At 71.6% G+C, this 24,780-nt stretch carries 21 protein-coding genes and 1 pseudogene; 12 read left to right on the top strand and 10 right to left on the bottom strand.

The window, feature by feature from the left end:
• Positions 1–155 precede the first annotated feature (155 nt).
• Both OHA73_RS42695 and OHA73_RS42700 read left to right on the top strand, forming a co-directional pair.
• The gene (locus tag OHA73_RS42695) at positions 156–1,430 is read left to right on the top strand and encodes an MFS transporter (protein ID WP_327658053.1); all 1,275 of its coding nucleotides are present in this window, start codon (positions 156–158) and stop codon (positions 1,428–1,430) included.
• A gap of 38 nt (positions 1,431–1,468) precedes the next feature.
• Positions 1,469–2,788, top strand: a complete 1,320-nt coding sequence (locus OHA73_RS42700; protein WP_327658054.1) for an amidohydrolase — start codon at positions 1,469–1,471, stop codon at positions 2,786–2,788.
• Between the two features lie 40 nt (positions 2,789–2,828).
• Here the strand turns inward: OHA73_RS42700 and OHA73_RS42705 are convergent, their stop codons facing one another.
• Complete coding sequence (locus OHA73_RS42705; protein ID WP_327658055.1) at positions 2,829–3,710, bottom strand: SDR family oxidoreductase; 882 nt, start codon at positions 3,708–3,710, stop codon at positions 2,829–2,831.
• Between the two features lie 126 nt (positions 3,711–3,836).
• Here OHA73_RS42705 and OHA73_RS42710 point away from each other — a divergent pair, with 126 nt between their 5' ends.
• Positions 3,837–4,418: a TetR/AcrR family transcriptional regulator gene (locus tag OHA73_RS42710; RefSeq protein ID WP_267073473.1), complete on the top strand. Its 582-nt coding sequence runs from the start codon at positions 3,837–3,839 to the stop codon at positions 4,416–4,418.
• Between the two features lie 34 nt (positions 4,419–4,452).
• Here the strand turns inward: OHA73_RS42710 and OHA73_RS42715 are convergent, their stop codons facing one another.
• Positions 4,453–6,363, bottom strand: coding sequence for a CocE/NonD family hydrolase (locus OHA73_RS42715; RefSeq protein WP_327658056.1), 1,911 nt, complete (start codon positions 6,361–6,363; stop codon positions 4,453–4,455).
• Between the two features lie 193 nt (positions 6,364–6,556).
• On the opposite strand from OHA73_RS42715, the gene OHA73_RS42720 reads away from it, so the two are divergent.
• Both OHA73_RS42720 and OHA73_RS42725 read left to right on the top strand, forming a co-directional pair.
• Entirely contained in the window at positions 6,557–8,125 is a 1,569-nt protein-coding gene (locus tag OHA73_RS42720; RefSeq protein ID WP_327658057.1) for an AbgT family transporter, read from the top strand.
• 28 nt (positions 8,126–8,153) lie between these two features.
• Positions 8,154–9,254, top strand: a complete 1,101-nt coding sequence (locus OHA73_RS42725) for an ArsR/SmtB family transcription factor (RefSeq protein ID WP_327658058.1) — start codon at positions 8,154–8,156, stop codon at positions 9,252–9,254.
• Positions 9,255–9,279: 25 nt separating this feature from the next.
• On the opposite strand, the gene OHA73_RS42730 is transcribed toward OHA73_RS42725, so the two are convergent.
• The 3 genes and pseudogenes from OHA73_RS42730 to OHA73_RS42740 all read right to left on the bottom strand — a co-directional run bounded on the left by OHA73_RS42730 (position 9,280) and on the right by OHA73_RS42740 (position 11,282).
• Positions 9,280–10,347: a tartrate dehydrogenase gene (locus OHA73_RS42730; RefSeq protein WP_327658059.1), complete on the bottom strand. Its 1,068-nt coding sequence runs from the start codon at positions 10,345–10,347 to the stop codon at positions 9,280–9,282.
• 70 nt (positions 10,348–10,417) lie between these two features.
• A pseudogene (locus tag OHA73_RS42735) lies at positions 10,418–10,735 on the bottom strand (LysR substrate-binding domain-containing protein); the annotation flags it as partial.
• A 10-nt stretch (positions 10,736–10,745) separates the two neighbouring features.
• A complete protein-coding gene (locus tag OHA73_RS42740) occupies positions 10,746–11,282 on the bottom strand; it encodes a helix-turn-helix domain-containing protein (protein WP_327658060.1) in 537 nt (178 codons plus the stop codon).
• A 187-nt stretch (positions 11,283–11,469) separates the two neighbouring features.
• Here OHA73_RS42740 and OHA73_RS42745 point away from each other — a divergent pair, with 187 nt between their 5' ends.
• Genes OHA73_RS42745 through OHA73_RS42760 form a run of 4 tightly spaced genes read left to right on the top strand, consistent with a single transcriptional unit; the run spans position 11,470 to position 14,616 of the window.
• Positions 11,470–11,751, top strand: coding sequence for a DUF3311 domain-containing protein (locus OHA73_RS42745; RefSeq protein WP_327658061.1), 282 nt, complete (start codon positions 11,470–11,472; stop codon positions 11,749–11,751).
• Entirely contained in the window at positions 11,748–13,274 is a 1,527-nt protein-coding gene (locus OHA73_RS42750; RefSeq protein ID WP_327658062.1) for a sodium:solute symporter family protein, read from the top strand. The genes OHA73_RS42745 and OHA73_RS42750 overlap by 4 nt, the downstream gene beginning before the upstream one ends.
• Entirely contained in the window at positions 13,271–13,606 is a 336-nt protein-coding gene (locus OHA73_RS42755; protein WP_266724529.1) for a TIGR04076 family protein, read from the top strand. The genes OHA73_RS42750 and OHA73_RS42755 overlap by 4 nt, the downstream gene beginning before the upstream one ends.
• A complete protein-coding gene (locus OHA73_RS42760) occupies positions 13,603–14,616 on the top strand; it encodes an LLM class flavin-dependent oxidoreductase (RefSeq protein WP_327658063.1) in 1,014 nt (337 codons plus the stop codon). Before OHA73_RS42755 ends, OHA73_RS42760 begins: the two co-directional genes overlap by 4 nt.
• 57 nt (positions 14,617–14,673) lie before the next feature.
• Here OHA73_RS42760 and OHA73_RS42765 read toward each other — a convergent pair whose 3' ends face one another.
• Positions 14,674–17,850: an alpha-N-acetylglucosaminidase TIM-barrel domain-containing protein gene (locus OHA73_RS42765; protein ID WP_327658064.1), complete on the bottom strand. Its 3,177-nt coding sequence runs from the start codon at positions 17,848–17,850 to the stop codon at positions 14,674–14,676.
• Positions 17,847–19,643, bottom strand: a complete 1,797-nt coding sequence (locus OHA73_RS42770) for a DUF4091 domain-containing protein (protein WP_327658065.1) — start codon at positions 19,641–19,643, stop codon at positions 17,847–17,849. Before OHA73_RS42770 ends, OHA73_RS42765 begins: the two co-directional genes overlap by 4 nt.
• A gap of 223 nt (positions 19,644–19,866) precedes the next feature.
• On the opposite strand from OHA73_RS42770, the gene OHA73_RS42775 reads away from it, so the two are divergent.
• Positions 19,867–20,517, top strand: a complete 651-nt coding sequence (locus tag OHA73_RS42775) for a hypothetical protein (protein ID WP_267073751.1) — start codon at positions 19,867–19,869, stop codon at positions 20,515–20,517.
• A gap of 124 nt (positions 20,518–20,641) precedes the next feature.
• Positions 20,642–21,472, top strand: a complete 831-nt coding sequence (locus OHA73_RS42780; RefSeq protein ID WP_327658066.1) for an aldo/keto reductase — start codon at positions 20,642–20,644, stop codon at positions 21,470–21,472.
• A gap of 25 nt (positions 21,473–21,497) precedes the next feature.
• Here the strand turns inward: OHA73_RS42780 and OHA73_RS42785 are convergent, their stop codons facing one another.
• Both OHA73_RS42785 and OHA73_RS42790 read right to left on the bottom strand, forming a co-directional pair.
• On the bottom strand, positions 21,498–22,106 hold the full coding sequence (locus OHA73_RS42785; RefSeq protein WP_266724537.1) for a histidine phosphatase family protein: 609 nt from the start codon (positions 22,104–22,106) through the stop codon (positions 21,498–21,500).
• Positions 22,107–22,220: 114 nt separating this feature from the next.
• Positions 22,221–22,916 carry a type 1 glutamine amidotransferase domain-containing protein gene (locus OHA73_RS42790; protein ID WP_327658067.1) on the bottom strand — a complete coding sequence of 232 codons (696 nt, stop codon included), beginning with the start codon at positions 22,914–22,916 and terminating at the stop codon, positions 22,221–22,223.
• Positions 22,917–23,039: 123 nt separating this feature from the next.
• Here OHA73_RS42790 and OHA73_RS42795 point away from each other — a divergent pair, with 123 nt between their 5' ends.
• Positions 23,040–23,786 carry an IclR family transcriptional regulator gene (locus tag OHA73_RS42795; RefSeq protein WP_327658068.1) on the top strand — a complete coding sequence of 249 codons (747 nt, stop codon included), beginning with the start codon at positions 23,040–23,042 and terminating at the stop codon, positions 23,784–23,786.
• Between the two features lie 15 nt (positions 23,787–23,801).
• On the opposite strand, the gene OHA73_RS42800 is transcribed toward OHA73_RS42795, so the two are convergent.
• Complete coding sequence (locus OHA73_RS42800) at positions 23,802–24,770, bottom strand: zinc-binding dehydrogenase (RefSeq protein WP_327658069.1); 969 nt, start codon at positions 24,768–24,770, stop codon at positions 23,802–23,804.
• Between the last annotated feature and the right edge of the window lie 10 nt (positions 24,771–24,780).

Below are 24,780 nucleotides of genomic sequence, written 5' to 3' on the forward strand. Positions count from 1 at the left end.
CCATTGTGGGGCCACTCGCACCCGCCCGTACGGCGGCCCCGACACAGGGGCGTACGCCCGCCGTACGGATGTGCGCGCCGGCCCGGACGCAGACCCGTTCGCAAGGCCAGGCGTGCGCGCCCACCCCCAGTCGCGACACACACCGTGGAGCCGCCGTGAGCGCCACCGATTCACCTACCGACGCGCCCGCCGCGCACCCCGCGCCCACCGAGGGCCGGGTCCGGCTCGACCGGGCCGCGAAGACGACCGTCGGCCTGCTGTTCCTGGCCTGGATCGTCGACTACATCGACCGGCTCGTCATCAACCTCGCCCTGCCGCACATCGGCACCGAGTTCGGCATCGACCGCACCCAGCAGGGCATGGTCCTCTCCGCGTTCTTCCTGGCCTACGCGGCGTGCCAGATCCCCGGCGGACTGCTCGCCGACCGGTTCGGGTCCAAGCGGATCCTGCTGTGGGCGATGCTGATCTGGTCGGTGTTCACGGCGCTGACCGGAACCGCCTGGTCGTTCGCCGCGCTCGTCGTGATCCGGGTGCTGTTCGGCGCCGGGCAGGGCGTCTTCCCCGCCGCCGCGATGAAGGCCGTCGCCGAACGCACCGGATCCCGCGAGCGGATGACGGCGAGCGGCTGGATCTCCTCGTCCAACTCCTTCGGCGCGGTCGTCGCGCCGCTGATCGCGGGACCCGTCATCGCCCTGTGGGGCTGGCGCATGTCGTTCTACGCCGTCGCGGGACTCGGCGTCGCAACCTTCGTCCTCGTACAACTGCTGCTTCCGCCGGTGCGGCCGACCGCGCAGACAGAGGCCGCCGGGGGCGGCGGCGGAACGCGTGCGCTGCTCGCCACCCCGGCGATGTGGCTGTACGTGGGGATGCTGTTCGGCTACGGCATGCTCGCTTGGGGCCTCAATTCCTGGGTGCCGTCGTATCTGCAGACCGAACGCGGGCTCTCGCTGGAGAGTTCGGGCCTGTTCACGGCGCTGCCCGCGCTGTTCGGCGGAATCGCCATGATTCTCAGCGGCTGGTGCGCGGACAGGCTGAAGGGCCGCCCCGCGGTTCTGGTCGCGCCGTCCATGACCGTCGCCGGTGTGGCGGTGCTCGCGATGACGCAGGCCGAAGGGCTGGTCGCGTTCGAGACGCTGCTGTGTCTCGCCTTCGCCGCCTGCACTTTCTGTTTCACGCCGATCTTCGCGGTGCCGCTGCGGACGCTGTCGACGCGGCTGAGCGGTGCGGCCTCCGGAATGATCAACTTCGGCGGCCAGTCCGCGGGCATCCTGGTGCCGATGCTGATGGGATATCTCGCGGACACCTACTCGTTCACCGTCGCCTTCGCCGTCCTCGCCCTCGGGGCGGCGCTCACCGCCTGCCTCGCGCTGCTGGCCCCGCAGACCTCCGAGACCCTGCGCTCCCGACTCGGCCCCGCCGTCCGGGACTGACAACCGGCCCTCCCAACTCAGCGAAGGAGCTTTGCCGCATGACCCCCTCCACGTCACCCGCCCCCGCCTGCCCGGTCGATCCCGCCCGGCTCACGCTGCCCGCCGGCACCCCCGCCGACGAGGGGCTGCCGCAGCTGCTGCCCGCCCTGGGCGAGCTCTACCGGGACCTGCACGCCCACCCCGAGCTGTCGATGCACGAGACCCGCACCGCCGAGATCATCGCGACCGTGCTGCGCGCGCAGGGCTGGGAGGTCATGGAGCACGTCGGCACCACCGGCGTCGTCGGCACGCTCACCAACGGCGAGGGCCCCACGGTCCTGCTCCGCGCCGACACCGACGGGCTGCCGCTGGCCGAGGACACGGGCCTGCCCTACGCGTCGACCGACACCGCGACGGGGCCCGACGGCCACGAGGTGCCGGTGATGCACGGCTGCGGCCACGACCACCACGTCACCGCGCTGCTCGGCGCGACCGCCCTGTACGCGGCGGACCGCACCACCTGGCGCGGCACGCTGCTCGCCGTCTTCCAGCCCGGCGAGGAGATCGCGGCGGGCGCGCAGGCCATGGTCGACGACGGCTTCGCGGACCGCTTCCCGCGCCCGGACGTCTGCCTCGGCCAGCACGTCAGCCCGCTGCCGACCGGCACGGTCGCGCTGCGCCCCGGCACGACCATGTCGGCCGCGGACAGCTTCCGCATCCGCCTGTTCGGCTCCGGGGGACACGGCTCGCAGCCCGAGCTGACGGTCGACCCGATCGTGCTCGGCGCGCACGTGGTGACCCGTTTGCAGACGGTGGTGTCCCGGGAGATCGCGGCCCAGGACGCGGCCGTGGTGACGGTCGGCTCGTTCCGGGCGGGACACAAGGAGAACATCATCCCGGACAGCGCCGAACTCAAGGTCAACGTCCGGACCTTCGACCCCGAGGTACGCGAGCGGGTCCTCGCCGCGATCGAGCGGATCGTCCGTGGCGAGGCGCAGACCGCGGGCGCGCCGCGCGAGCCGGAGTTCGAGCCGCTCAACGCCTTCCCGCTCACCGTCAACGACGACGACGCCACCGAGCGCGCACGCGCCGCCCTGCTGGCGGTCTACGGGGAGGAGGGCGTCCAGCACATGGCGCGCCCGCTCTCCGGCAGCGAGGACTTCGGCATCTTCGGCACGACCCTCGACTGCCCGTCGGTGTTCTGGATGTGGGGCAGCTTCGACCCCAAGCTCTACGAGGGTGAGGACCCGACGCGGCCGCGCCCTGGCATCCCCGGCAACCACTCGCCGCGCTTCGCCCCGCAGGCGGAGCCGGTCATCGAGTACGGGGTGCGCGGGCTGCGCGCGGTGGCCGCCGAGTTCAACGGCCCGGGGGCGTGACGGCGCCGCGGGGAGGCCCGGCCTCCCCGCGGCAAGCGGCTCAGGGCTCGATCTTCTCCAGTTCCTCGAGCAGCCCCGGGTGGGTCGGCTGCCAGCCGAGAGCGGCGCGGGTGTGCGCGCTGCTCGACGGCTGATCGGTCGCGAAGATCGGCCCGAGCGGACCGAAGTTCTCCTCCGGCACGGAATCCGCAGGGACCCCGAGCCGCCGCCCGACGACCGCGGCGATGTCCCGTACGGCATCGCCCTCGTCGGCCACGGCGTGCCACGCGGTGCCGGCAGGGGCCTTCTCCAGGGCGAGCCTGAACAGGACGGCGGCGTCGAGGGCGTGGACGGCGGGCCAGCGCTGCGTACCGTCGCCGGGGTAGCCGGCGACTCCGGTGCGGCGGGCGATCTGCGTGAGCATCCCGGCGAATCCGCCGTCGCCCTGGTTGTGAACGGTGCGCGGCAGCCGGATCGCCGAGCTGCGTACACCGCGCGAGGCGAGGTCGAGGGCGCGCCCCACCGACACGCCGCGCCCGCCGACCGGCCCGTCGGTGGGCAGCGGGTCCTCCTCGGTCGAGGCCCGCCCCGGCACCCACGGGGTGCCGGACACCGTGACCAGCGGCTTCTCGGAGCCGATGAGCGCGTCGCCGAGTGCCGCGAGCGCGGCGCCCTCCTCGGACACCGAACGCGCGAGCGCCTCGGGTGAGCTGAAGTCGTTGGTGAAGGCGAGATGGACGACACCGTCCGCCTGTTCGGCGCCGCTGCGCAGCACGTCGAGATCGGTGAGCCCACCGAGGAGCACGCCCGCGCCGGCCGCGGTGGCCTTCTCGGCGGAGGCGTCGGAGCGGGCGAGGGCGGTGACCGTGTGCCCGGCGGCCAGCAGTTCGGCGACGACGGCCGAGCCAATCAGGCCCGTACCGCCGGTGATGAAGACATGCATGATCGACTCCAGATGCGAGGCATGGGAATGGCCATGGGAAGGGGATCGGTGATGCGACACATGTCGCATCACCGACTACGGTACACCCGATGATGCGACACGTGTCGCATCGCTTAGGATGGTCGTATGCCGAGATGGAAGCCGGATGCCCGGCAGCGCCTGGTCGTGGCGGCGCTGACCCTGTTCGCCGAGCAGGGCTACGACGACACGACGGTCGCCCAGATCGCTGAGCGCGCGGAGCTCACCCGCAGCACGTTCCACCGGCACTTCGCCGACAAGCGGGAGATCCTCACCGCAGGGCAGAAGACCCTCAGTCGCCTGCTGGTCGAGGGCATCACAGAAGCCCCCGACGACGCGACCCCGGTCGCGGCCGTCGCGGCGGGCCTTGAGCGCGCCTCGGGCGAGATGACCTCGTTCAACCGCGAGCTGAGCCCGCTGCTGCACGCGGCGATCGAGGCGAACGAGGAGTTGCAGGAGCGCAACGCGCTGAAGAGCATCGGCATGGCCGCCGCCATGGTCGAGGCACTGCGCCGCCGCGACGTCCCGGAACCCACGGCGCAGGTCGCCGCGGAACTCGGCGTCCTCGCCTTCAAACTCGGCTTCGCCTCATGGGGCGACCCCGCCCGCGACGAAACCCCCGGCGACCTGGCACCCCTCGTACTGGCCGCCCTGGACGAACTGCGCGCGGCGGCGACGGGGCTCCGCTAGCCGAACGGCCGGACCCGGTCACCGCCGACGGTCGTCAGCTCAGCGCGTCCGCTCCGCCCTCCACCCACACCCGCAGCGCCGACGGCCGCACGGCGTCCATGTGCACCCGGTTGACGGCGATCGCGCTGCGCCGCGTGGCCGCCTCGGGTTCGCCGGTGTTGGTGTTGACGTCGAAGCGGGGGAAGTTGCTGGAGGAGACGTCCAGCCGGATCCGGTGGCCCGCCGCGAAGCGGTTCGCGGTGTCGGGCGCCGTCACCTCGATCTCGTACACCTCACCGGGGACCAGCGGTTCGGGCCGCTCGAAGGAGCGATGGAAGCGGCAGCGGAAGATGCCGTCGGTGAGGTTCATGGCGAAGCCGTGCGGGTGGTCGGGGTTGGGCGGGTACTGGTCGATGAGCTTGACGGTGAAGTCGGTGTCGGGCGCGGAGGACGACACGTGCAGCCGCACGGAGACGGGCCCCGCCAGCACCACGTCCCGGTCCAGCGGTGGTGTGAGGACGCTGATGACATCGGGGCGGGTGTCGAGCGGGAGGTAGGGCTCGGTGGCCCCGAACGTCCGGGCGTCCGGGGCGTTCTGGTCGTAGGCGCCGCCCGTCATGACCGGTTCCCCCGATGTCACCTGCCCGCCCATGGTCGGCACCGGGTTCCGCGGGTCGAAGTCGTACGCCACCGATGCCTCGGCCGCCGTCGGCGGGGCGGGGGAGAGGGCGCCGTCGGCGTGCAGGTACAGGGACACCGGGCGCGTCCCGGAAGGCGGCCAGGCCGTGTCCGTGCGCCACGCGCCGCCGTGGCGCATGCGCCCCGCCGCGTCCCGGCGGCCGTCCCCGCCGCCCATCAGGAAGTACTGCACGGCCGGGAAGGTGTCAGGGTGTGACACCTTCCGCCCGAGCGCCTGGTCGAACCACCGGCTGCGGAACGCGAGATACGACTCGGCCAGGTTCCCGGACAGCGTCGCCGCCGGCCCGAAGTCGACGTCTCCGGAGAACGTCTCGCAGCGGTGGCCGTGCGTCCACGGACCCATCACCAGGTAAGCGGGGGCCTCCTTGCGCGCTCGCAGCTCCGTGAAGTTCTCGATGGTGGACCGGACATAGGGGTCGTACCAGCTGCCCATGTGCAGGCTCGGGACGTCGGGGAAACGGTCGTAGGAACCGCGGCCGTAGAGCGCGGGGTTGCGGTAGTAGTCACCGAAGGCGTCCTCGCGCCACTGCTCCAGCAGGAACGCCTCGTACGCCGGAAGATGCCGCAGCGGCGACGAGCCCGGCCGCCACGGCAGCGCGGTGAACCAGCCCGCCACGTCCAGGCGGCGCATCTCCTCCGCCAGGACCGGATCGGCCGCCGCCTCCGGGCTGTTCGCGCCGTGCCGCAGCGCCCACGTGGCCTGCTTCAACTCGAAGGCGCCGCCCATCCGCATGCCCGCCTCGTACGCCGACGCGAAGCCGCCCGAGTCCTGGAACATCGCCGCGAGACCGGCCGGGGCCTCCGCCGCCGCGGCGGCCTGGACGTGCGCGGAGTAGGACACCCCGGTCATCACCACCCGGCCGTCGCACCACGGCTGCGCCCGTATCCACTCGACGGTGTCGGCGCCGTCCGGGCCCTCCCCGAGGTACTTCACGAACGTCCCCTCCGACTCCCCGCGCCCACGGCAGTCCTGCCGCACGACGTGGTAACCGGCGTCCGTGAAGTGCCGTGCGATGTCCTCGGGCCGAGGCACCGGGGCGTCGTGGCGGTCCTGGTCCGAACCGCGCTGCTCGCGCTTGCCGTACGGGGTCCGCTCCAACAGCACCGGCAGCGGCGGGGGTTCGGGGTCGGATCCGGCGGTGTAGAGGTCCGCGGAGAGGCGGGCACCGTCGCGCATGGGGACGGTCAGGGGCCTGCGCCACAGCGTGCCGTCGGCGTGCAACGGGCAGGGGGCGCTGGGGGCTTTGAGGGCGTCTTGCGAGGTCACGGCCGCAACCGTAGGTCGCGGCCGACGCGCGGTGGATCACTTGCCGCAATCACGTCAACTGTTCCGTCAGGCCGTGACGCCGTGCGCATCCGCTTCGTACTGTGTGCCCGCCGCCCTTCCGGACCCAGCGATCAGCACAGGCGCGACCTTGTGCGCCCGCCCGGCGTGGCCCCCTTCGATCCCAGGAGAATCCATGAGCGCGACCGCTCGCCGTGAGGTGCGACCCGAACGCCCGCCCACCGGGGGCGGGGGCTCGCGGCTGCTCGACTTCATCGAGCGGGCGGGCAATGCGCTGCCGCACCCGTTCTGGCTCTTCTGGATCATGGCGGGCGTGGTCGCGGTCGTCAGCTGGGTGCTAGCGGCGGCCGGGGCGCAGGTCGCCGACCCGTCCAAGGACGGCACCATCGCCGTGCGCAGCGCGATATCCGCCGACGCCGTCCGCGACCTCGTCAACGGCGCGGTGGACAACTTCGTCACCTTCGGCCCGCTCGGCACGGTGCTCGTGGTGATGCTGGGCGTCGCCGTCGCCGAACGGGCCGGCCTGTTCGAGGCGTTGGCACGGCGGATGCTGGCAGGTGTCTCCCCGCGCTGGGTCACGCTCGGCGTCGCCCTGTGCGGTGTGCTGTGCAAGTTCCTGTCCGACTCCGCGTACGTCGTGCTGATTCCGCTCGGTGCCATGGCGTTCCGCGCGGTCGGCCGCTCGCCCATGCTCGGCATGATCGTGGCCTTCGTGTCGATCAACGCCGCGGGCGATGCCAACCCGCTGATCACCTCCAGCGACGTGCTCTACGCCTCCGTAGCCACCGAGGCCGCACACCTGGTGGACGCCGACTTCGTCGTCCGGGCCACCGACAACGTGTACTTCTCCACGACGTCGGCATTCATCCTGGCCTGCACCGTCGCCTTCGTCACCGAGAAGGTGCTCACCAAGCGCGAGCATCTGCTCGTGCCGGACGCGGACCTGGAGGAGAAGGCCCGGCAGACCGTCATCACGGCGGGTATCGACGACGCCACCGAGGTCCGCGCCCTCAAGCGCACAGGACTCGTCGCCCTCGGCTACGCCGTTCTCCTCATCGCCGCGATGCTCCCGACCGACTCCCCGCTGCGCGGCAAGGGTGGCTCCATCGTCGAATCGACCCTGCTCAACAGCGTTTCGGTCTTCGTCGCGATGTTCTTCATCCTCATCGGCTACGTGTTCGGCAAGGCGACCGGCCGCATCGAAGGCAGCCGCGACGTGCCCGCCCTCATGGCCGAGGGCGTCCGCGGCATCGCCCCGCTGCTCGTCCTCTTCCTCGCCGTCTCGCAGTTCCTCGCCCTGTTCCAGTGGACGAACATCGCCACCGTGCTCGCCGTGAAGGGCGCCGACTTCATCGAGCACCTGGGCGTGCCCACGCTCGTCCTCTTCCTCCTGCTGCTCATCGCGATCTCCCTGATCAACCTGCTGATCACCAGTGGTTCCGCCCTCTGGTCGCTGGTCGCCCCCGCCCTCATCCCGATGATGATGCTGCTCGGCACCAGCCCCGCCACCACGATGGCGCTCTACCGGATCGCCGACTCGTGCACCAACTCCATCAGCCCGATGGGCACCACCTTCGCGCTCGCCGTCGGCTATCTGCAGACGCTGCGGCGCAAGGCGGGCATCGGCACGCTGGTCTCCTTCACGCTGCCCGTCGCGATGGCGATGCTCGTGGTCTGGGTCGTCCTCTTCTTCGCCTGGTACCTGCTCGGCATCCCGCTGGGGCCGGGGGCAGCGGTCCGCTGACCTGTGCGGACCTTCGTACCCTGATGCGGTGAGCATCATCATCGACGTCGGAGGGCTCGGCCCCGCGGACATCGCGGCCGGGCCCTCCGCGCTGTCCGAACTCATGGCGAGCCTGCACATCCTCGCCGAACCCGAGCACCACCCCGAGGCCGCCGAGTGGACCGCCCGCGCCGCCGCGGTGAACCCGGCACTCCGTGACGAACTCGCGGTCTTCGCCCCGCTGTGGGCCCGCTTCCGCTGCCGCCTCTTCTACCCTCGGGCGCTGCCCGTCGCGGCGGATCTCCGGGAGGAATTGGCGGCCATCGAGGACCTTCCCCGTACGGAATTCCTCGGCCTCGTCGCACCCGGCGTGCTCGGTGCCAGCGCCCGACCCGCCCCCGCCGCCCACGAACTGCGCCCCGGCACCGAGGCCGCCGAGGAGTACGTACGCCAGTGCCGGCGGCGCTCGCACTCCAGGGGTGACCTGGCCGTCGAACTGGTCGCGGACCCGGACGCGTTCCGCGCACGGCTCCTCGCGGTCCTGCGCGCCGCCGACGCCGCGTTCTTCGCCGACGACTGGCGCAATCTGGGCCCCGTACTCGACGACCACGCCCGTGAGGTCCGGCGGCGGCTCGCCCGACCCCGCCCGCCCGTCGACGTGCTCACCGAACTGCTCCCCACCGCGTCGCGCGTCGGACCGGGCGCCCGGATCCGCCTCGACAAGCTGCAGATCGACGAGGTGGTCGTCGGTCGGCGCCCGCTCGTCCTCGTCCCCTCGGTCCGCGTCTGGCCGCACCTCGTCGTCAAGGACGAGGACCCGTCCTGCGTCGTCGTGCAGTACGCGGTCCGCGCCGCGATGCCCTCCGGGCCCGGCCAACTCTCCTTGCGCGCCTTGCACGACCGGCTCACGGCGCTCGCCTCACCCGGCCGCATGGAACTGTGCCGGCACCTCCTCGGCGAACCGATCACCACCTCCGAACTGGCCACCCGCCTGGGCTCCACCGAACCCCAGGTCTCCCGCACACTGCGCCAACTCCGCGAGGCGGGCCTGGTCCGCTCGACCCGCGACGGCAAACTCGTCCGCCACCGACTGGCGACGGACGTCGTACGCGCGTTGGGCGACGACGTACTCGCGACGGTGATGCGCTGAGGGGAGGCTGAGCAGAGACAGACGGTCAGCGGTCCGTGACGGCGTCGAGCACGAGCTGGGTGAACTCCTTCGTGGTCGCCGTTCCGCCCAGGTCGGCCGTCCGCGCGTCCGTCGTCGCGAGAACGGACGCGAACGCGTCGAAGACCTCCGTCGCGGCCTCGGGGTGGCCCAGGTGGTCGAGCATCATCGAGGCGCACCAGATCGCGCCGAGCGGGTTGGCGATGCCGCGGCCCGCGATGTCGGGGGCCGAACCGTGGACGGGCTCGAACATCGACGGGTACTCGCGCTCCGGGTTGAGGTTGGCCGCGGGAGCGATGCCGATGCTGCCCGCGACGGCGGCCGCGAGGTCGGAGAGGATGTCGCCGAAGAGGTTGGAGCCGACGATCACGTCGTAGCGGGACGGATCGAGGACGATCTTCGCGACGAGCGCGTCGATGTGTTCCTGCCGCCACTCCACCTCCGGGAACCGGGCACCGGCCTCGCGCACCAGCTCGTCCCAGAACGGCATGGTGTGCACGATGCCGTTGGATTTCGTCGCCGAGACAAGGTGGCCCTCGCGGCGTCGCGCGGTGGTGAACGCGTAGTCGAGGATGCGCTCCACGCCGGGGCGGGTGAACACCGCTTCCTGGACGGCCATTTCGTTGGGGAACCCGCGGTTGAGACGCCCGCCGATCTCCGAGTACTCGCCCTCGACGTTCTCGCGCACGACGACGAAGTCCACGTCCGCGCCCGCCTTCGCGACCGGGCTCGGGACGCCCTCCAGCACCTTGATGGGACGCAGGTTCACGTACTGGTGGAACTGGCGGCGGATGGGGATGAGCAGACCCCAGAGGGAGACATGGTCCGCCACCCCCGGCCAGCCGACCGCGCCGAGCAGAACCGCGTCGTGGTGGCGGATCCGGTCCAGGCCGTCCGTCGGCATCATCGCGCCCTCGGCGAGATACCGCTCGCAGGACCAGTCGAACGAGTCGTAGGAGAAGGCGAGTCCGTGGCGTTTGCCGACGGCGTCGAGGACGGCGCAGGCGGGCGGCAGTACCTCGGTGCCGATGCCGTCACCAGGGATGAGCGCGATGCGGTGGCGAGTGGTCGTCATGGTGACCATGGAATGCCGAGGTGTCCCGGGCTGTCCAAGACGCGTTTGCAGCCCGTTCGATAACGCTCGCCTATCGGTTCTCCGGCTTCCGTTCCCGGGGCGTCCCCTGGCCCGTACTGCGCGACCTTTCGATCACGTCGATGAATGCCGCTGCCGCCGGGCTCAGCCGGTGTCTGCGCCACACCAGGCCGACGTCGAGCGTGTCCTCGATGGCGAGCCTGCGCACCCGCAGCCCGACCGTGTCCGCGAGCGAGCGCCACGAGTCGGCGACGACGGCCACCCCCACGCCCACCATCACCAGCGGCAGCAGCCCCTCGCGATGCTCGATCTCGACCGCGATACGCGAATCCGTCGCGGCGACGATGGCGTCGGCGACACGGCGCCACGAGCACGAACGACTACGGCGACGGGGGAGTGACCGACACGATGTACTCCACCGGGTCGTCCGCCGCGTTGCGGTAGAGGTGGGGCTGGCGGGCGTCGAAGGTGATGGACTCTTGCGCGGTCACCGCGTGGGTGACACCCGCGATCTCCACGGTCAGCGTGCCGTCGATGACGTAGGCGCACTCCGTGGAGGGGTGGGCCCACGGTTCGTCGCTCGTGGCCGCGCCCGGCGGGAGGATCGCGCGGAGCACCTCCAGGCGGCCGTTGCTCCCGGCGAGGCGCTCGTACTGGACCAGGCCGCGCGGGCCGCTGATCGTGGAGCGCTCACCGGGCCGGCTGATGTGGACCGCGGGGACGTCCTCCTCGTCGAACAGGGCGACCACCGAGGCGCCGAACACGTCCGCGAGCCGCCGCAGCGTGGCCAGACTCGGTTCCGTCACGCCGCGTTCCACCTGGCTCAGGAGCGTCGCAGAGAGGCCGGCCTGCTGGGCCAGGGCGCGCAGGCTCAGTCCGCGCTCCGTGCGCAGTGCCCGCAGCCGGGTGCCGATCATGATCCTCCGTACAGGGTGAGTGCACACCGCACATCTCGTCCTGTGAACACGCGTTGACGATTGCCTTTCCGGAGTTTAGCGTCTCGGATCGCCCTCCCGTGTGCAGCCAGACTGCACGCGGGAGGTGCCCAGTTCCGATCCGACCGATCGGACGCGACCCAACCCGATCCGACTCGTAGGGGATGCGATGGCATCGACGGTCCCGAGGCCGCCCACGGCCCACCGCTGGCTGCTCGTCCTCCCGTTCGTCTGGCAGGTCGCGCTCGTGCCCGTGGTCAACGGGGTGCGGTTCGCGCCGCTGAACATCCCGTTCCCGATGCTCTGGCAGATGCTCGGCGTCCTGGCGTCGACCGCCGTCATCAGCCTCGTCTTCCGCCTCGACCGCAGGGCGGGCGTGGACGAGGAGGAGGCCCGGTTCCTCGAACTCACCGCGCGGCCCGCCGAGTTGAAGGCCGGTGAGGAGGCGTGACGCTCGCCCTCGTGCTCGCCATCGTCGTGGGCACCGTCGTCGGCGCGATCGGCTTCGGCCGCCGCGCGAGCAGCGGCGCCCCAGCCACCACCCTGTCGGGCTGGGCCGTCGGCGGACGCCGCTTCGGCACCGTCCTGTTCTGGTTCATGAACGCGGGCGAGGTGTACACGACCTTCGCCGTCCTCGGCATCTCCGGATACGCGTGGGCCATGGGCGCCCCCGCGTACCTCGCCTTCACCTCGGTCTCCCTCAGTTACGCCATCGGTTACTGGCTCATGCCGAAGATCTGGCGGGCCGGCCGCAAGCACGCGCTGATCACCCAGGCCGACTTCTTCACCGCCCGCTTCGGCGCGCCCTGGCTGGGCGTCGTCACCGCGCTCGTCGGCATCGCCGCCCTCGTCGTCTACGTACAGATCCAGCTGGTCAGCCTCAGCCTCATCGTGCGGCTCACGCTGGGGAGTTCGGTGTCGCCGAACGCGGCCGTGGTCATCGGGGCGGTGGTGATGCTGGCCTTCGTCTTCCTCGCCGGGCTGCGCTCGGCCGCGTTCTCCGCGGGCGTCAAGGACGTCCTCATGGTCGTGGTGGTCGTGCTGCTGACGGCCACGGTGGCGAGCAAGGTCGGGGCCTCGTCCCTTTTCGACATCTTCCGGCTCGCCGAGGAACAGCACCCGGGCATCGGGAAGTTCCCCGGCATCGACCCCGCGTCCCCGACCACGTCGACCTGGCTGATGACGTCCGCGCTGAACGTGGCGCTCGGCAACTGGGTGTTCCCGCACCTGTTCCAGGTCTCCTACTCAGCCGCGTCGGGCACCGCGATCCGCCGCAACGCCATCTGGCAGCCGCTGTACTCGCTCGCGTACTTCTTCGTGATCCTGCTCGGCTTCGCGGCCCTCGTCGCGGGGACGAAGCCGGCGGGCGGTGACCTCAACGCGGCGCTGCTGCAGTTCGTCTCGGACAGCTACCCGGCCTGGGTGGTCGGCCTCGTCGCCGGCACCGGCTTCCTGCTCGCGCTCGCACCCGGCTCCGTACTGCTGCTCACGTCCGGCGTCCTGTTCGCCCGCAACGTCGTCGGCACCGTGACGCGTCGCGGCCTGTCGGACCGCACCACACTCCTCGTCTCCCGCCTGTCGATGATCGGCTTCGCCGCGGTCGCCGTGTGGCTGACCATCGGCCGCAGTCAGTCCCTCGTCGACATCCTGCTGAACGCCTACTCGGCCATCGGCATGCTCGCCCCGGCCGTCGTCCTCGCCTTCCTGTGGCGCCGCACGTCCGCGATCGGCGTCCTGCTCGGCCTCGTCGCCGGGTTCACCGCGCTGCTCGCCCCGTTCGCCAAGGACTACTGGGCCGCGCACCTGCCCGAATGGGAACCGGGCCTCATCGCCATGGCCATCAACGCCGTGGTGGTGCTGGCCGTCAGCCTGATCACGCCGAGGCCGAAGGCGGAGGCCGTGGCAGTGGGCCTGGCCCTTTCGGCGGAGGACTGCAAGCCACCGGCAGAGAGTACGAGGACGGGGATCGCATGACCGAGAACGATGCCGAGGAACTGGTCACCGAGCTCTACGACTTGCGCGTCACCGTCGACCGCATCGAGGGCCGCTCCGTCTGCGGAATGGCTGTCGGCGACTACTTCGAACTCGTCGACAGCGCGCGCCTGCGCATCCCCGAAGGACGCCACTTCTGCGTCTACGCGCTGCAGGCAGTGCTCCCGCTCCTGCCGGCCAAACAGCGCGCGCTGCCCGCCGGTGACTGGCTCGAACGGGACACGCTCGTGTGCTGCCCCGACCCCGAAGAACGACTGATCATGCGCATCGACCGCACGGCGCGGTGCCGCCTGAACACGGAGGACCTGACGTGACCGCTACGACCGCCGCGGCGAAGGTCGAGATCGGGCTCGGCCTGCAGAGCGACAAGCAACCCGCCGACTACGCCCGGCTCGCCGCCCGCGCCGAGGACCACGGCTTCGACGTGCTCTCCGTGTTCGGGGACCTGATGTACCAGCCGCCGCTCTTCCCGCTGCTCGAGATGGCCCGCGCGACGCGCCGCGTACGGCTCGGCGCCGCCTGCTGGAACCCGTACTCGATGCATCCGTACGAGATCGCCGGCCAGGTCGCCGCGCTCGACCTGGCCTCGTCCGGGCGCGCGTACCTGGGCCTGGCCCGCGGTACATGGCTGGGCGACGTCGGCATCGGGCAGCCGCGGCCGCTTGCGCACATCCGGGACGCCGTGGGACTGATCCGCGCGCTGCTCTCCGGCTCGGAGGAGGGCTACGAGGGTGAGGTGTTCCGGCTTGCACCGGGCACGCGCCTCCGTTACCGGCCGGAGCGCCCCGATGTCCCCGTGCTGATCGGCACGTGGGGTGCGCGCACGGCGGCTCTCGCCGGGCGCATCGCGGGGGAGATCAAGATCGGCGGTTCGGCGAACCCCGCCATGGTCGACGTGATGCGCCGCCGGATCGCGGGCGGGCCCGACGCCGCTCCCGCGGACCACGTGGGCATCGTGGTCGGCGCCGTGACCGTCGTCGACGAGGACGGGGCGCGGGCGCGGGCCCACGCCCGTACCGAGGTCGCGATGTACCTCGCGGTGGTGGCCGATCTCGACCCGACGGTCGACGTCCCCGCCGGGCTGCTGGCGGGCGTCAAGGAGCGGCTGGCCCGCGGCGACTCGGTCGGCGCCGGGAAGCTGATCCCCGACGACCTCCTGGACCTGTTCGCCTTCTCCGGCACGCCCGAACAGGTCGCGGCGCAGGCCCAGTTGCTCATCGACGCGGGCGCGTCCCGCGTGGAGTTCGGGACGCCGCACGGCCTCACGGACGACGGTGGCGTCGACCTCCTGGGAACGCGGGTGCTGCCGCTCTTGGACCGGTGACGGACTGCACCGGCGGTCGGTGCCGAGGTCTCGGGGCTCTGCCCCGGACCCCGCTCCTCAATCGCCGGAGGGGCTTGATGGGGTCCGCAGCTCATCGAACGTCACGATCCCCCGTTCTTGGCTCCCACCATTAGCCGCACTCATGAACACCCCCACGTCCTGCCCACCGCCCGCGGCCCCCGCCGGGGCAGCCGTGCCGACCGTCGTCCAAGTGGTGCCGTCCGTGCTGAACTCTCCCTTGTACGTGGCGCCTTGACGGGTCAGACGCAGCCGCACCGGCGCCGTCACCGAGCCGCCCGCCGTCGTGACGGAGTCGAGGCGGCCGTTGCCGTCGGCGTCCCAGGACAGCGCACACCCGTTGGACGGGGTGACCGCGAGATTGACGTATCCCGAACTCCCCTTGCCCGTCAGGTCGTTGCGGACGATCAGGCCCGCGCGCGCCCAACCGCCCGTGCGGTCCTGGGCGGTGACCCGGACCGAGGCGGAGGACCCGTCCGTGAAGGCCCCGGGGCGGTAGATCGCGCCGAACTCGTCCGTGCCGCCCCACAGATCGGCGCCGCCGCCCTCGATGGCGAAGGCATCGCCGGACTGGCCGAACACCGCGTCGTTGAACGACACCGTCTTGTACGGGTCCTTGACCCCCGTTCCCGCCAGGAGCCGGACCGCGTCGACCGCCGCGCCGCGCGCGGTGCCCATCCGGTACGCGGCGTCGGCGCGCGCCCGGAGCACGAGCCCGTCCGCCGCGCCAGTCAGTGACACCGTGAAGCGTCCCGTGAAGGACTCGCCGGGAGCCACCGAAGCCGCGACGACCGGGCCCTCCGCACGAGCGGTCAGCCCGTCGGGCAGGTCGAGCGAGAGGACGACGCCCCGCGCCGCCGCCAGGCCGTTGCGGTTGGTGAACGTGACCTCGACCGTGACCGGCTCGTCCGTGGAGACGGCGGCGTGCGCGGCGGAGGCGGTCAGCGTGGCCTGGTGCGCGGTGTTCGCGAGCGTGTCGTGGATCCGGCGTGCGAGCCGCTCGATCGACCCCGAGGGGCGCTCCGGATAGGGCTCGTGGCCGTGCGCCCACTTGTCGTCCATCGCGAACCAGTCGATCCCGGCGGGCTCCCGGTCCTCGGCGAGCGAGGCCGTCAGCTCGGCGAAGTACCTGCGCCAGCGGGGCAGATAGAGGCCGGAGACGAGGCCCGACCACTCCCGGTTGGCGTAGTCGCGCAGCCCCGCGTCGCTGCCGGCCCGGTCACCCCAGGTCGTGACGATCGACCGGGCGTCGTACTCCAGTTGGTCCCGTTCCGCGCGATCGGCTCCCCAGGCACGGGCCTCGGCGAGCCACCGGCCCAGCAGATGCTGCTCCGAGGTGGCCAGCGCGTCGTCGAGGAGCTTCATCCAGTCGAGCCACGTCCGCGTCAGCTGCTCGAACAGTGCGGTGTCACGTGCCTCGTACGCCGCCCTGATCTGTGGCAGCAGCACCCGGCTGCGGTTGGCGAGCACCTGCCGGGCGACGTCGAGCAGGTCGTACCGGTAGGCGGAGCTGTCCCGCAACTCCTCGTCGACGGCCAGGAGTTCGGTGAGGGCGCGGTCGAAGGCGGCGGTGTCGTAACGCTCGGCCTTCGGGCTCCACGCGGCGGCCGACTGTACGTTCAGCGCCGGCCGGGCCCCGAACAGGCCGTCCGGCGCCTCGCTCCAGGAGTCGGTGCGGCGCATCCCGTACGCCGTCTCACGCAGCACCCGCCAGGCCGCGCTCGCGTGCCGGTCGGCGCCGCCGTACCGGGACGCCGCCCACCGCCCGAACCAGTCGTCCAGGTCGACACTGCCCGCCGTCCACGCAAGGTCGCCGAGGAGTGCGAGCGCCGCGGGGTTGTTGTCGGCCCCCTCCGGCATCGCGGCGATCCCGGACAGCCTGCTGCCGTCCTTGTCCCGCCAGCGCGGGTAACTCTCCACCCAGTCCGGGGTGTTGGCGCCGAGCGCGGTGTGCCCGCCGAAGTTCCAGATGCTGCCGTACGTGTACGGGGTGTCGCCCCAATCGCTCTCCCGGTCGGTCACCGTGGCGTACCGGTCGGACAGACCGTCGACGATCAGCATGCGGTCGCGGTCGACGGCGTCGAGGATCTCGCGGCGCGGATTCGTCTGCCAGCCGAGGATCGCCCACACGGCCTCGGGATGGGCCGTGCGCAGGGCCGTCTCGACGGCGCGCGCGGCCTCACCGACCGGCACGTCGCCGGGCCGTCCGCCCTCGTGCAGCAGATCCATCTTGTACATGGAGGTGCCGCCGAGTCGCGTGTCGAGCCGGGCGTAGAACTCGGCGCCCACCTCGGCGAAGGCTCCGGTGCGCGGGTCGAGCCAGTCGGGGCGCTTGAACCCGCTCCAGGTGCCCTGCGGCACGACCTTCGCCCCGTCGACCCGCTCGGGGAAGCCGTCGGGCACGGTGCCGAACCAGCCCGGCAGCACCACCGTCATGCCCAACTCCCGTACGCGGTCGGCGATTTTGCGGCCGAGGTCGGCGCGCCGCTCCAGCAGGCGCCGGCTGACCGGGCCGCCGAACCCGGACATGTTCTGCAGCAGCCACCACGGCTGGTGCGCCGGAGCCGGGATCCACGCCAGCAGCTCGGCCTCGGAGTACCCGAACCGCCGGAACGTGTCGAAGTAGGCGGCCTCCACGCCGGTCGTCACGAGGACCTCGTTGAATCCGTGCAGCGCGAGCACGTCCAGCTCGCGCTGCCAGGCGTCCCAGTCGCGGTAGGGGCCGGTGTAGCCGTCGTTGGTGTCGTTCAGGGTGAACCGGTGGGAGACGTTCGCCGACGCCGTCAACTCGGCGGTCGGTGCGGGCAGTTGCTTCGGAAGGTTCAGCTGCTCGCCGTTCCAGGTGACGGAGGCGTGCGCGACATCGCGCAGATAGCGGTGCAGACCGGCGAGGAGGACGGCCGGGGTCGATCCCTCCACGACGATGCGCCCGCGGGAGCCGGAGACCCGGAACCGGTCGGCCGCGCCCCCGCCGCCCGACGGGCGGAAGGTGACCTGGCCGTGGTGGCGGGGCAGCAGTCGGCGCAGCGCCGCGTCGGCGGGTCCGGTGTCGAAGCCCGCACGGCCGCCGGAGCCCGCGCGGCCGCCAGTGGCGGCGAAGGCGGCCCCGCCCGGTGTGGGCAGGGCCGTGACACCCAGCACGATCGCCGTGCTCGACAGCAGCCGTCTGCGGCTCAGGCGGGGCCGGTTCGGCTGCTGCGGTGAGGGTCGGGTCACGAGGTCAACTCCCGGATGACGGCCGCTCTGGCCTTCTCGATGTCGGTGACGTCCTTGGTGCGGCCGTCGAGGTTCCTGGTGGCGAGGTCGAGGGCGGCCCGCAGCGCTTCGCTGTCACCACCGCTCCCGGAGTCCGCGAGCTTCTCCCGCGCCTGCGCGATCAGCTCGAAGTCCTCGATCCCTTCCTTGAGCTGTTCCCACCGGATGCTCGACATCGGCCCGTCGTCCCCCGGATAGACGAGATACTCGTCGCCCTGGGTGAAGATGTGCACCGGCTGCTCGAACGGGTCGGAGGTCCAGCTGTTCCACGACCAGCGCAGCAGCCCGTCGAGCTGCCGCTGGGCCGAGATCCACGGCAGCATCCGGGCCTCGACCGCGGGTGAGTACGAGAAGGTGTTGGGGTGGTCCGGAACCCCGTACACGTAGAACGTGGTGATCTTGCCGTCCTTGCGGCGCTGCGCGACCTTCTCCGGGGTCATCTTGTCGATGCCGCCCCAGTCGACGGAGAGGTTCGAGGCCAGGGGCTCCGTGCTGATGGACCCGGCGACCGAGATGCGCCGGTCGAAGGCGGGCGCCACCTCGTGCACGAAGTCGCGGACGACCTTCATCGTCTCGACGGGCCGCTCGTCGAAGGACAGCCACGTGTGGTCGAGGCGTCCGGTGTCCCGCAGATGGTCCTCGAACGCGCGCAGGAAGGCACCCCATGCCTCCCGCCACCGCTCGCCGCCCAACTCGACGTTCTCGTACACCTCCTTGCCGGTGCGCGAGTCGACGTACGTCAGGTGTTCCTTGTCCTGGAAGGCCAGCATGGAGAACGCGCCGATGTCCGGGCCGATCCCGGCGCGCTCGGCGGCGGCGACGTACTTGTCCCAGCGTGCGAAGTCGAAGCGGAACCGGTCGCCGTCCCAACTCCAGCCGACCATGCTGGAGTACGGGGTCGCCGTCTGCGACTTCCGGCTGTTCCCCGGCCACGGATAGTGCCAGGGGTTGTCGACGACGGTGGTGTTGATGACCTTCTGCCCGCGGCTCGCCAACTCCCGGTTGTACGTGTCGATGAGCTTCCAGTGCTTCGCCGACCACGGTGCGACGTGGTGCGCCTTCGCGATGGTGTCCGGCTGCGCCCAGACGTCCAGGAAGAACCGGTAGTCGGACGGGTCGGGCAGGCTCACGTCCGCGACCTCGATGGTCAGCGGGTACGTGGCCTGGGTCTTCCCGTTCGCGGTGACGGCGACGGAGCCCTTGTACGTCCCGGCGGGAGTGCCCTTCGGGATGCGGAAGGTGAACCACAACGGCTGCGCGGCGTACGCGGGAACGTCGACGGCCGACCGCTCCTCCAGCGGGTCCCCCACGACGTCCGGATCGCGGTCGCCGGACACCTCGGTGGGCGAGCTCACCTGGTCGATCGTGGCGGACCAGTCCAGCTCGGACTTGGAGCGCTGCACGGGCACGTACTTCACGAACCGCACCTGGGCGCGCCGGGCCGCGTCCCCGCCGAGCCGGGCGCCTTCCGGCCCCGTCAGTTCACCGACCCGGGCGGACACGCCGCTGAGTGGTGTGCCGGAGGCGATGGCGAGCTGCGCGGAGACCTGCTCGCCCCGCACCGCCGACAACGTCAGCTCCTTGGTGTCCTTGCCCTGGATCGCCTTCATGGGATACCGCGGCACCCGCACCTCCGCGGAGTTCGCGAAGGCCCCTGTCGGTACCCACGTGATCGTGTCCCGCGTCCCCATCGCCTCGGCGACCTTGGCGGTGAGCCAGTCGGTACTTCCCGGTCTCCGGGGTGAAATGCGCACGTTTCACGTCCTTTGTTCGAGTGGAACCGGACTGAGCGCTATCCAAAGTGCAAGAGCTTGCTTGATCCGCCCAATGTTTGAGCACAAAACGTCAACGTGTCAACGGAAAAGCACTCGACTGCCGTCCCCGATCGCGCCATGATCCGCTCTCGTGACGACATCGACGCAGAAGCAACTCCTGGTCCGGGCCGCCGCGCGCAACAACGCGGAGTGGTGCGCCGCCATGAGCCGATCGCACGGCGTGGCGGGCGAGTTCGGGGGTGAGGTGTGGACCGCCCCGGCCCGCACTCCGCTGTACTACCCGGACGCGGTGACGCTCGCGCCGGGCGCCGACCCGGCCGCCGTGACGGCCCGCATCGACACCGCCGCACCCGGCGCCTCCGTCAAGGACAGCTTCGCCGACCTCGACCTGACGGAAGCCGGTTTTCAGGTGCTGTTCGAGGCCCGGTGGATCCACCGCCCGGCGGGCGCGCCCGCCCCGGTACCGACTCTCGCCTGGGGCGTCGTGGACGACGCGGAGACCCTGCTGTCCTGGGCGGAGGCCTGGGGCGACACGCGCCTCTTCCGGTCCGAACTCCTCGACGACACGGCCACGTTCGTGCTCGCGGGGCGGACGCCCGACGGGCGGGTGGTCGCCGGAGCGGTCGCGAGCCCGAGTGGTGACGATGGCCACCAGGTCGTCGGAATCTCCAACGTGTTCGCGTCGGACGGCGGCCCGGACTCGGCCTGGCCCGGGGTACTGGACGCGGTGCACCGGCTGTTTCCCGATCTGCCGGTGGTCGGCTACGAGCAGGGCGACGACCTCGCGGTTGCCGTCCGCCACGGCTTCGAGGCGATCGGATCGCTACGGGTCTGGGTGCACGGCCGACCGTGAACCGTCCGCGCCGATGAGACGTACGTTGGAGGGGGCGGGCGTGCGCCTCCAGCGACGTACGCCCGTCGTACGAGACACCGGACCAGACACCGGACTTGAGTCACCACGTAAGGACACACGAGTCATGAGCACCACTCCCGAGGTCACCCTCAACAACGGCGTGACCATGCCGCAGCTCGGCTTCGGCGTCTTCCAGGTTCCCGACGACGAGGCGCACGCCGCGGTCACGAGCGCCCTCGACGCCGGCTACCGCAGCATCGACACGGCGGCCCTGTACGAGAACGAGAAGGGCACCGGCCGCGCCATCGCCGACTACGGCCTGGCCCGTGAGGACGTCTTCGTCACCACGAAGCTGTGGAACACCGAGCAGGGCCGGGACACCGCGCTGCGCGCGTTCGACGCCTCGCTGGACCGGCTCGGCATGGACTACGTCGACCTGTACCTGATCCACTGGCCGGTGCCGTCGCGCGACAAGTACGTCGAGACGTGGCAGGCGTTCGAGGAGATCCTCGCCAGTGGCCGGGCGCGCGCCATCGGCGTCTCCAACTTCCTGCCGGAGCACCTGGACCGGCTCGCCGCCGAGACCTCCGTCGTCCCGGCCCTCAACCAGATCGAGCTGCACCCGCGCCTCCAGCAGAGCGAGCTGCGCGCGTACGACGCGGAGCACGGCATCGCGACGGAGGCGTGGTCCCCGCTGGGCCGCGGCAACGGCGTCCTGGACGACGAGATCGTCACCGCACTCGCCCGCAAGTACGACCGCAGCCCCGCGCAGATCGTGCTGCGCTGGCACCTCCAGCTCGGCAACGTCGTCATCCCGAAGTCGGTGACCCCGTCCCGCATCCGCGAGAACATCGCCGTCTTCGACTTCGAGCTGACCTCGGACGACATCGCCGCGCTCGCAGGCCTTGAGACGGGCGAGCGCGTGGGCCCGGACCCGGCCGTCCTCGGGTCCTGAGGGTTCCGGGCCCGGCGGGGCCCACTCACTGACCGAGCGGTCGCCCCTCCCACAGCTCGAGCTCCCAGCCCTGCTCCGGCGAGCCGGAGAGGGTGACGATGCCCGTGTTGGGGAGCGGGTGGGCGGCGACGAAAGCGACATCCACGTTGCCCGCCCGCGCGGCCGTCCACGTCCGGATCACGGCGCCGTGGCTGACCATGGCCACGGTGTCCGCGCCCGTCCTGGCCGCCTCGGCGACCACGGAGTCGAAGCGGTCGAGTGTCTCCTCGCCGGTCTCGCCGCCGGGCATCCGGAGCGCGGTGTCGCCGGAGGACCAGGAGAACGCGGTGTTGAGGTACTTCTGCGCGGACTCGTCGTCGCCGCGCATCTCCAGGTCACCCGCCGCGATCTCACGGATCCCGTCCCGGATCACGACGTCGAGGCCGGTCGCCTTGGACAGGGGCTCGGCGGTGAGCTGCGTGCGGATCAGGGTGGAGGCGTACAGGGCGTCGATCCGCTCGTCGGCCAGCGTCCCCGGGAGCGCCGCCGCCTGCTCCAGACCGAGCGGCGTCAGGCCGGGGCCCGGCGCCGCGGAGTCCAGGAGCCGCTTGAGGTTGGACGGGGTCTGGCCGTGACGTATGAGCAGCAGACGCATGCGGGGGGAACCTCCACGAGACGAACGGAACGCTTGGGTCCACTGTGTCATCCGTGGGGAACATCGGTGGTCAGGCCAGCTTTTATCGGTGGTCAGGGCAGCCTTTGTCGGTGGTCAGGCCAGCTTTTCCAGCAGCTCGGCCGCGAGCGGGGCGGCGGAGGCCGGATTCTGTCCGGTGACCAGGTTGCGGTCGACGACCACGTGCGGCGCCCACGGCTCACCGACCTGGACGTTCACACCGGCCTCGGTGAGCCGGTCCTGGAGCAGCCACCGCGCCTTGTCGGCGAAGCCGGCCTGGGCCTCCTCGACATTGGTGAACGCGGCGACGTCGTAGCCGGCGAACACGTTGCCGCCGTCGGCCTTCGTGGCCGCCAGCATCGCCGCGGGCGCGTGGCAGACGACACCGAGCGGCTTGCCGGACTCCAGGGTGCGGGTGAGCAGAGCGCCGGATTCGGCGTTGACGGCGAGGTCCTCCATCGGGCCGTGGCCGCCGGGATAGAAGACGGCCGCGTAGTCTTCCAGGTTCACCTCCTCCAGCTTGATGGGGGAGGACAGCTCGGCGTTCGAGGACACGGCGGCGGCCATGCGGGCGGCGTTCTCCTGGCCGTCGTTGAACTCGGGCGCGAGGCTGCCCGCGTCGACGGTGGGGACGACGCCACCCGGCGTGGCCACGACGATCTCGTGCCCTGCCGCCTTGAACGCGTCGTACGGGGCGATGGCCTCCTCGGCCCAGAAGCCGGTGGGGTGGTGGGTGCCGTCGGCCAGGGTCCAGTGGTCGGCGCCGGTCACCACGAAAAGGATCTTCGACATGGGGTGCTCATCTCCGCGGGAGTCGTCGGGAAACGTCGGGAATCGTCGGTCCGGTGATGTCTTGACGTCTACGAAGGTAGGCCCGCGGGCCAGTGCCGACCAATGGTGGGCTACCGTGCCCGCGTGGCAGAGCGGATCCAGTCGGTGGAGCGGGCGGCGTTGGTCCTGCGGCTGCTCGCGTCCGGGCGCCGGCCGTTCGCGGTGTCGGAGCTGGCCCGCGCGATGGGGCTGCCCCGGGAGTCCCTGGGCGGAATCCTCGGCACGCTGGTCGCGGCGGGCCTGGTGGAGCGGGACCCGGCCACGGGCAAGTACCGGATCGGCGCCTCGCTGCTCCACCTGAGCAACGGCGACCTCGACACGAACGAGCTGCGCGCCCGCTCCCTGCACAGCGCCGACACCCTCGCCGCGCGCAGCGGCGAATCGGTCTGGATCGCCACCCCGCACGAGGGCGGGGCCCTCGTCATCCACCACGTCTTCCGCCCGGACGACAGTGCTCAAGTCCTGCGCATGGGCGCCCACTTGCCGCTACACGCCTCGGCCGTGGGCAAGACGCTGCTCGCCTTCGACCACGAGCTGGACGTACCCGAGAAACTCCCGGCCCTCACCGGCCGCAGCATCACCGAACGTGCCGCCCTGGCCGCCGAGTTGTACGAGATACGTCGCCGGGGCTGGGCCGCCGCCGTCGACGAGCACGCGGACGGCAAGGCCGCGATCGGCGCCCCGCTCCGCGCCGCCTCCGGCCGTACGGTCGGCGCCATCAGCATCGCGGGACCCACCCACCGCCTGACCGAGGCGGGCCATGCCCGGGCGGATCTCGCGGCCCAGGTCATGGATGCGGCGGGGGAGATCGGCAGAGCGCTGGCGCGCTGAGCCGGCCGAAGGGGCCTACGGCACGAGCACGATCCGGCCGAAGGCCTCACCCGAGTCCATCAACTGGTGCGCCCGCACGGCCTCTTCCATCGGGAGCACCGCGTGCACCACCGGATCCAGGGAGAGCTCTCCCGCGAACAGCTCGGTGCGCACGGCGCGTTGAGCGGCCTCGGGCACCGTGTCGGCGCTGAAGGTGGCGAACGACATCGACTTCCGGAACGCCGCCGTCATGTGCGCGGCGAGGTCCGCGGGCGGAGGCCCGGCGACCATGCCGATCGCCACCAGACGGCCGTTGGGGTTGAGGCGGTCGAGGAACGTGGGCATGTCCGGTCCGGCGATGATGTCGATGATGACGTCGTAACCCTCGGGGGCATCGGCATCGGCATCGGTGGAGGTGCCGGAGCGGTCCAGTACGTGGGTCGCCCCCAGCTTGCGCAGGCGTTCGCCGCGCTCCGCCGACGAGGTCGTGACCGCAACCGCGCTCGCCCCGCCGCTCGCCGCGAGCTGCACGGTCGGGATACCCAGGCTGCCGGCCGCGCCCCGCACCAGCACGGACTCGCCGGGGGCGAAGTGGGCGTGGCGCAGGGCGAAGTGCGCGACCACGGCGGAGGTGCCGAGCGTCACCGCGTCGGCGGCGGACAGCTCCGCGGGCAGGGGGAGGACCGCGTCCACGGAGGCGACGGCCTGCTCGACGTAGCCGCCGCCCGTGCCGGTGAACGCCCATTCGCGCCGACCCACCCACGAGGCGTCCACGCCCGCGCCGACGGCGGTCACGGTGCCCGCCACCTCGCTGCCGGGCACATGGCCCTCCTGGAACAAGCCGAACGAGGCGAGGGCGCCGCTGCGGATCAGGGCGTCGACCCCGCCGACGCCGATCGCCTCCGTGGCGATCAGTACCTGCCCGGCGGCGGGCACCGGGGCCGGGAGGTCGACGACCGCCATGCCCTCGGGGCGTCCGAATTCCTGGATCGCGATGGCCTTCACGGGGGCTCCT

The sequence above is a fragment of the Streptomyces sp. NBC_00483 genome (genome assembly GCF_036013745.1).
Taxonomy (GTDB): Bacteria; Actinomycetota; Actinomycetes; order Streptomycetales; family Streptomycetaceae; genus Streptomyces.

Excerpts from the sequence above, each read along its gene's own strand:
- OHA73_RS42710 (WP_267073473.1), top strand. The coding sequence starts at position 3,837 with ATGCCGAGATGGAAGCCGGATGCCCGGCAGCGCCTGGTCGTGGCGGCG.
- OHA73_RS42780 (WP_327658066.1), top strand. The coding sequence starts at position 20,642 with ATGAGCACCACTCCCGAGGTCACCCTCAACAACGGCGTGACCATGCCG.
- OHA73_RS42705 (WP_327658055.1), bottom strand. The coding sequence starts at position 3,710 with ATGCATGTCTTCATCACCGGCGGTACGGGCCTGATTGGCTCGGCCGTC.
- OHA73_RS42720 (WP_327658057.1), top strand. The coding sequence starts at position 6,557 with ATGAGCGCGACCGCTCGCCGTGAGGTGCGACCCGAACGCCCGCCCACC.
- OHA73_RS42785 (WP_266724537.1), bottom strand. The coding sequence starts at position 22,106 with ATGCGTCTGCTGCTCATACGTCACGGCCAGACCCCGTCCAACCTCAAG.
- OHA73_RS42745 (WP_327658061.1), top strand. The coding sequence starts at position 11,470 with ATGGCATCGACGGTCCCGAGGCCGCCCACGGCCCACCGCTGGCTGCTC.
- OHA73_RS42730 (WP_327658059.1), bottom strand. The coding sequence starts at position 10,347 with ATGACGACCACTCGCCACCGCATCGCGCTCATCCCTGGTGACGGCATC.
- OHA73_RS42755 (WP_266724529.1), top strand. The coding sequence starts at position 13,271 with ATGACCGAGAACGATGCCGAGGAACTGGTCACCGAGCTCTACGACTTG.
- OHA73_RS42700 (WP_327658054.1), top strand. The coding sequence starts at position 1,469 with ATGACCCCCTCCACGTCACCCGCCCCCGCCTGCCCGGTCGATCCCGCC.
- OHA73_RS42790 (WP_327658067.1), bottom strand. The coding sequence starts at position 22,916 with ATGTCGAAGATCCTTTTCGTGGTGACCGGCGCCGACCACTGGACCCTG.
- OHA73_RS42775 (WP_267073751.1), top strand. The coding sequence starts at position 19,867 with ATGAGCCGATCGCACGGCGTGGCGGGCGAGTTCGGGGGTGAGGTGTGG.
- OHA73_RS42740 (WP_327658060.1), bottom strand. The coding sequence starts at position 11,282 with ATGATCGGCACCCGGCTGCGGGCACTGCGCACGGAGCGCGGACTGAGC.